Source organism: Photobacterium sp. OFAV2-7 (assembly GCF_022347985.1).
Lineage (GTDB): Bacteria > Pseudomonadota > Gammaproteobacteria > Enterobacterales > Vibrionaceae > Photobacterium.
This window is the reverse complement of sequence record NZ_JAKRFQ010000337.1, coordinates 1-5,135: the sequence shown is the minus strand read 5'-3', so window position 1 is coordinate 5,135 and position 5,135 is coordinate 1. Positions and strand designations below refer to the sequence as shown.

Annotated in this window: 4 protein-coding genes and 1 pseudogene; 2 read left to right on the top strand and 3 right to left on the bottom strand. The window is 44.7% G+C overall.

Going from position 1 to position 5,135, the window contains the following annotated elements; all coding sequences use genetic code 11:
• A pseudogene (locus tag MHN01_RS16155) lies at nucleotides 1-97 on the top strand (MipA/OmpV family protein); the annotation flags it as partial.
• Nucleotides 98-205: 108 nt separating this feature from the next.
• On the opposite strand, the gene MHN01_RS16150 reads toward MHN01_RS16155, so the two are convergent.
• Entirely contained in the window at nucleotides 206-388 is a 183-nt protein-coding gene (locus MHN01_RS16150; RefSeq protein WP_239412281.1) for a hypothetical protein, read from the bottom strand.
• Nucleotides 389-796: 408 nt separating this feature from the next.
• Nucleotides 797-1,705, bottom strand: coding sequence for a LysR family transcriptional regulator (locus tag MHN01_RS16145; protein ID WP_239412280.1), 909 nt, complete (start codon nucleotides 1,703-1,705; stop codon nucleotides 797-799).
• A gap of 223 nt (nucleotides 1,706-1,928) precedes the next feature.
• Here MHN01_RS16145 and MHN01_RS16140 point away from each other — a divergent pair, with 223 nt between their 5' ends.
• Nucleotides 1,929-4,844 carry an amylo-alpha-1,6-glucosidase gene (locus MHN01_RS16140; protein ID WP_239412282.1) on the top strand — a complete coding sequence of 972 codons (2,916 nt, stop codon included), beginning with the start codon at nucleotides 1,929-1,931 and terminating at the stop codon, nucleotides 4,842-4,844.
• Between the two features lie 108 nt (nucleotides 4,845-4,952).
• Here the strand turns inward: MHN01_RS16140 and MHN01_RS16135 are convergent.
• On the bottom strand, nucleotides 4,953-5,135 hold a 183-nt coding region (locus MHN01_RS16135), incomplete at its 5' end, for an RtcB family protein (RefSeq protein ID WP_239412279.1).

The window sequence follows — 5,135 nt, the reverse complement described above, 5'->3', positions numbered from 1 at the left end:
CTCCAAACTAGAATTTGAGCATCATGACAGTGATAGCCCGTTGGTTCAAAATGACTTAGGGTGGAAATTTAGTATAGGTGCCGCTTATACATTCTGACGAAATAGTAAGTAGAAATCTCAGAAGATTATGGGAAAGAAATTACCGTGACCTCCAGTGATTAGATAACTCTCTTGTTACCAGAGTCACGGTATATTAGAGCTCAAACTAATCCATAGTACTAATCATATGATTGATTAACTGGTCAATTTTTTCTGGGCCATATTGCTCGCAAAGCTCTTTTCTATACCCCTCATCACCTATCGCTCTCGCGATATCTTCATTAGCCGGATCTCCAATAATCGGAGTATGATGTACGTTCTCAGTTGTAAAGTGGGATTTGTCAGTCATCTCTTTATCTCCCTTATGTCTTGCATCGAAGTAAGGGCTCTTGGAGCGTTACTATGATTCACTGTCAGCCCCCTACCCGCGTTCGCCCCAGACCTCGATTAAACTCACGCCGTAAACACTCACAAGCGCTTTCTACAACAGCGACATTTCTATTGTAGCCAAACTTATTGGTATCTTGAGGCAAGAAACGCATGGGGCTACGGTAACCGTTACCCAAGACAAAAAAATCTCAAAGCATGAGTCAATTACACTCATAATCGATTGATATATGGATAAAAAAGCTCGATAGGAAGTATTACTAGAGTCTCAACATATTTCAGGTCAGGAAAATGCCGCTGAACATCCATAATATGTACGGTACAGCGACGATATCAGTTAATTGCTGTTAATCGTCAGCGAATTATCATTTTAAAGCTTGGCGGCTAATTCCTGAATGTGGCTGATCAGGGCAAGGTGTGGCTTGGAGGTTTCTCGCTTATGAAGGTAGATCCCCACCACGCCTCTCGGGTAAACCTGCTCAGTATCAAGTGTTTTTAGGCCAAAGCTACAGAGATAATCGGTGAGATGACTCGGATAAGGCATAATGGCGTTGCTTTCTAAGACCATATCAATGCTGGCAAGCAACGAGTCCAATTCATAGGTGGTGCGCTCATCAAGGCGCTGCTTTTTACGCTCGTTGAGTTTGGGTTCAGGGCTATCGAGCAAGTGAGCGTATTTCTCAGAGTCGTAGGTGACAGCAATCAATGGATAGTCATGCAACATAGCTTCAGTTGCTGTTTGGCTTAGCAACGGATGATGCGGGGAGACAAAAATGGCGTCGCTGGTTTTAAACAGCGGAATAAAAGTGACATTGCATTTTGATGATAGTCCCCCAATTTCATGGCCTATAAAAAGCTCGATCTGTTCATTGATGAGCGAGTCCATCAGGCTGAGGTGGTTACCAAATTCAACATGGATCGAGCTTGAAGGTAAGCAACGACGGTGTTCTCTCAATGCCTGTTTTACAAATAGGGTCCACCAAGCATCCCCCGTTCCCAGGCGAATTTTACCAGCTCGGCGCTGTTTACGCTCAGTGATTCTGGTCATCATCTGATGATGCTCGTGTTGCATGGCATCAGAATGTTTAAACAGGATATGGCCGTATTCTGTCAGAAGCATCCCTTCAGCACGGCGTTCAAATAGGGTTACCCCCAACTCTTTCTCGAGGCGCTTAATGTTGCTAGAGATAGTCGGTTGACTCAGTTTCGACACCTTAGCCGCGGCACTGATGCTTTTCAGCCGAGCAACGAGAAGAAATTGCTGTAGTGATTTATCCATACTATCTGTGCTTGTGTTCAGAAAATCATTATTTTGCATGTTTCAGTGATGGATTCACAGATCAGTAAATTTAATTTATTCCAAAGGAACAGTGATATTTGATAGGTGTCACTCTTTTCCTCATCATTATAGTTCTCATCTATAGGGCTTAGGTGGATATCTATTTTTCTCAGGCTTATGCGGTTAATAAACTGGCGCAAAATGATAACCAAGGAAAGAGATGATGAAACCATGTTTAATTGTGCTTTCGGTCGCCGCCGCTATGGGGCTAACTGGCTGTATTTCAGATTCGGGGTCGACATCAAAAACACAGGAAACAGTGAATGAGGCCACTGTTGCGGACGATAAGCCGATCATCAGTGCAAAGCTTTATTTACGCGGTTTAAATGGTGACTGGGGCACTGCGCCTCATGCCAAGTTAGTATCACTCGGTAGTAATGAATACGAAACTGTACTTCGTGTGGGACGTGGAACCAATCAATTTAAGATTGCCGATCCGAATTGGCAAATTGAGTACACCAACTACCAAGTTCCGGTAGAGCTTGACAAGAATCAGAGTTACTTCCCGAAACCTGAAACTAATGACGACTGCATGGACAGTGATTGTAACTCGCAGATCACTTTTGCGGAAACCGGTTACTACAAGTTTCGAGTCAGTTTCGTTGATGCACGAAGTGCAACGATGAGGGTAAGCAAAGCCACTCAACAAGAAGCGGAAAAATACTACCAAGATGCCATCATCGATCCTGATATGGTGCACCAAGGCCACCAAAAGAAAGTGGTAAAAACGTTTACCACTTATGACGGGAAAGAAGAGCATGTGACGTTCTCTGTAAAAGACCCAAATAGTGCGCAGCGTGTGTTCGGTATCTCGACCACATCTGAATTACGAGATGCACTGGATCAAGGCTTGTATGTGACAGAGCAAGCAACAGCACCTCGGGTTGTATCGGAGGATGTGGAGTTCGATGCCTTATTTGCTCTCACACTAAAAGAACTGGATCAACTTTCTGTTTCTGAGATCCGTGATGGTAACTACAATAACAACCAACCTATCAAGGCCGAAGTTTTTGAAACTGGTGCTAAGTGGCACTATGTCTGGACGCGAGACCTGGCCTATGCCGCAGATCTATCCTTAGCGCTAATTAATCCGGTTCGAGTGAAGAACGGCTTAATCTACAAGTTGTCTGAGTTTCGTGATGGCACACCTAAAGTGCTTGACGGCGAACAGATCATTCAAGATACCGGTACAGGTGGTAGCTGGCCTATCAGTACTGACCGAACCTCTTGGGCTCTGGGCGCTGAGCGTTTGTTATCAGCATTGTCTGGCGAAGAGTATAATGCTTTTGCAGAAAGAGCTTACAACGCGTTACACAACACACTCGAAGCCGATCGGGTTGCAGCTTTTGATAACAAAAGTGGCTTATACCAAGGAGAACAGTCTTTCCTTGACTGGCGTGAGCAGACTTATTCAACTTGGACTCCGAATGATGTCAATGCTATTGGTAACAGCAAAGCATTGTCGACCAATATCGTGCATTACCGCGCGTTACGTTTAGCTGCCAAGCTGGGCGAGCAGTTTGACTCAACCAACGGTGCCAAATACACCCTCTGGGCCGACCAGCTTAAACAAGCGATCAACACCAAGTTCTGGGATAGCTCGCGTAAGATGTACGTTAGTTATTTATTTGATAATCAAGGCGATGTTGCAGTTGATAAATACGATATGCTCGGTGAAGCCTTGGCAATCACCAGTGGTATCGCCAGTGATGAACAAGCTCGTCAGATCATGGCAAATTACCCTCACAGCCAATTTGGAGTGCCTGTTTATTTCCCACAGCAACCTGATATCGCTGTCTATCACAACCGTGCGATCTGGCCTTTTGTGACAGGATATAGTTTGCGTGCTGCGCAGGTAGCAAAAAATACTGCTGCAGCCAATAATGCTGTGCAATCACTAATCCGTGGGACTGCTATTAATCTCTCGAATATGGAAAACCTGGAATGGTTATCCGGACAGTCATTTATCATCCACAGCGATTTTGGTAAAGACAGCAAGCTTGACGGGCCTGTAATTAACTCTCAGCGTCAGCTGTGGTCGGTAGGCAGTTACATCAACATGGTCGTAGAAAATGTGTTTGGTGTGGATACCTCAGACAGTAGCTTACAAGTTAAGCCGTTTATCACTGGCTGGATGCGAAACGAGCTGTTTAAAAACTCCAATCAGATCAAACTGGAAAATTTTCAATATAAAGGCCAAGTATACACAATCGTGATCAATCTACCCGAGGTTGATCAAGATATGACTGGTTACTTTGAAGTGGCTTCAGTTATCAATACAGATAATGTAATTACCGCAACCTTAGGTCAGCGTGTCGCGGGTGACAACAGCCTCACCGTTATCCAGGGTGTACAACCTTACGATACAGACAGCAGCAAAGTGTTCTCTCCGGATGAGCCGAACGTGAAAATCACCAAGGAAGGAGATACGGTCACTGTGGAGGTCGATGCAAACGGCATGAATTATAACCTGTATCGCAACAATAGCATGATTCAGAACTTGATTTCTCAGGCGGTGACGACCGATAGTCCACAAGGGTACGCGTGCTACTTAGCTGAGACAGTCAACGAACAAGGGTATCGTTCGAATCCGAGCCAGCCTGCCTGTATTGGTGAAGAAATCAAGATTGCACTGGCGGGTGACAAAACCGAGATCAAAACTGGTGTGAGCGTGGTAAGTGTTACTGAGCAAAGTTCGACAATGACTAGTGAAACCAGCTTTAACGTCGCACAAGCTGGCGAGTACCTGTTTAGTGCCTTGTACAGCAATAACCAAGGTCAGTTAAATACGGGGATAACAAATGGTGTGAAACGTCTCTCTGTCCTTGACGGATCTGACCAGATAATCGGGACAGGCATAATCCAAATGGGACATGTCGGTGAAGATAAGGGGTTACGTTATTCAACACCAATTAGCGTTGATTTAACTCCTGGAAGTAATTACCGCATTGAAATTAAAGATTATTTCAATATGAGCTACCTAGAGTCAAACAGCACCTATATCTACTCGGGTGGAATTGATGGCCCTGTGAACGCTGCAGATATTGCCCATATAAGAGTAACTCGAAAAGCAGATTAATCCTCTGTACAAAAGGTCGTGTATGATCTTTGAGGCACGGCCTTTTTGAGGCAATTGACCAACACCATTAATCAACGTGAGTACTAACGATAAACCTATTTTTTCCGGCTATGCCTTGGTCTCAAGGGGCTTTTGCAGTTTCACAAGATAGCTGTTATCACCTCGTGAACCGGGGATCATGACTAACCCTTTATCAGCAGGAGTTGCCCCTTTTCTATGCAACCAGCCCTGCTTTGGATCACCAACATACGGTTCCAAAAGGTCATGGTTTATATCCAGAACCCGCTGCCC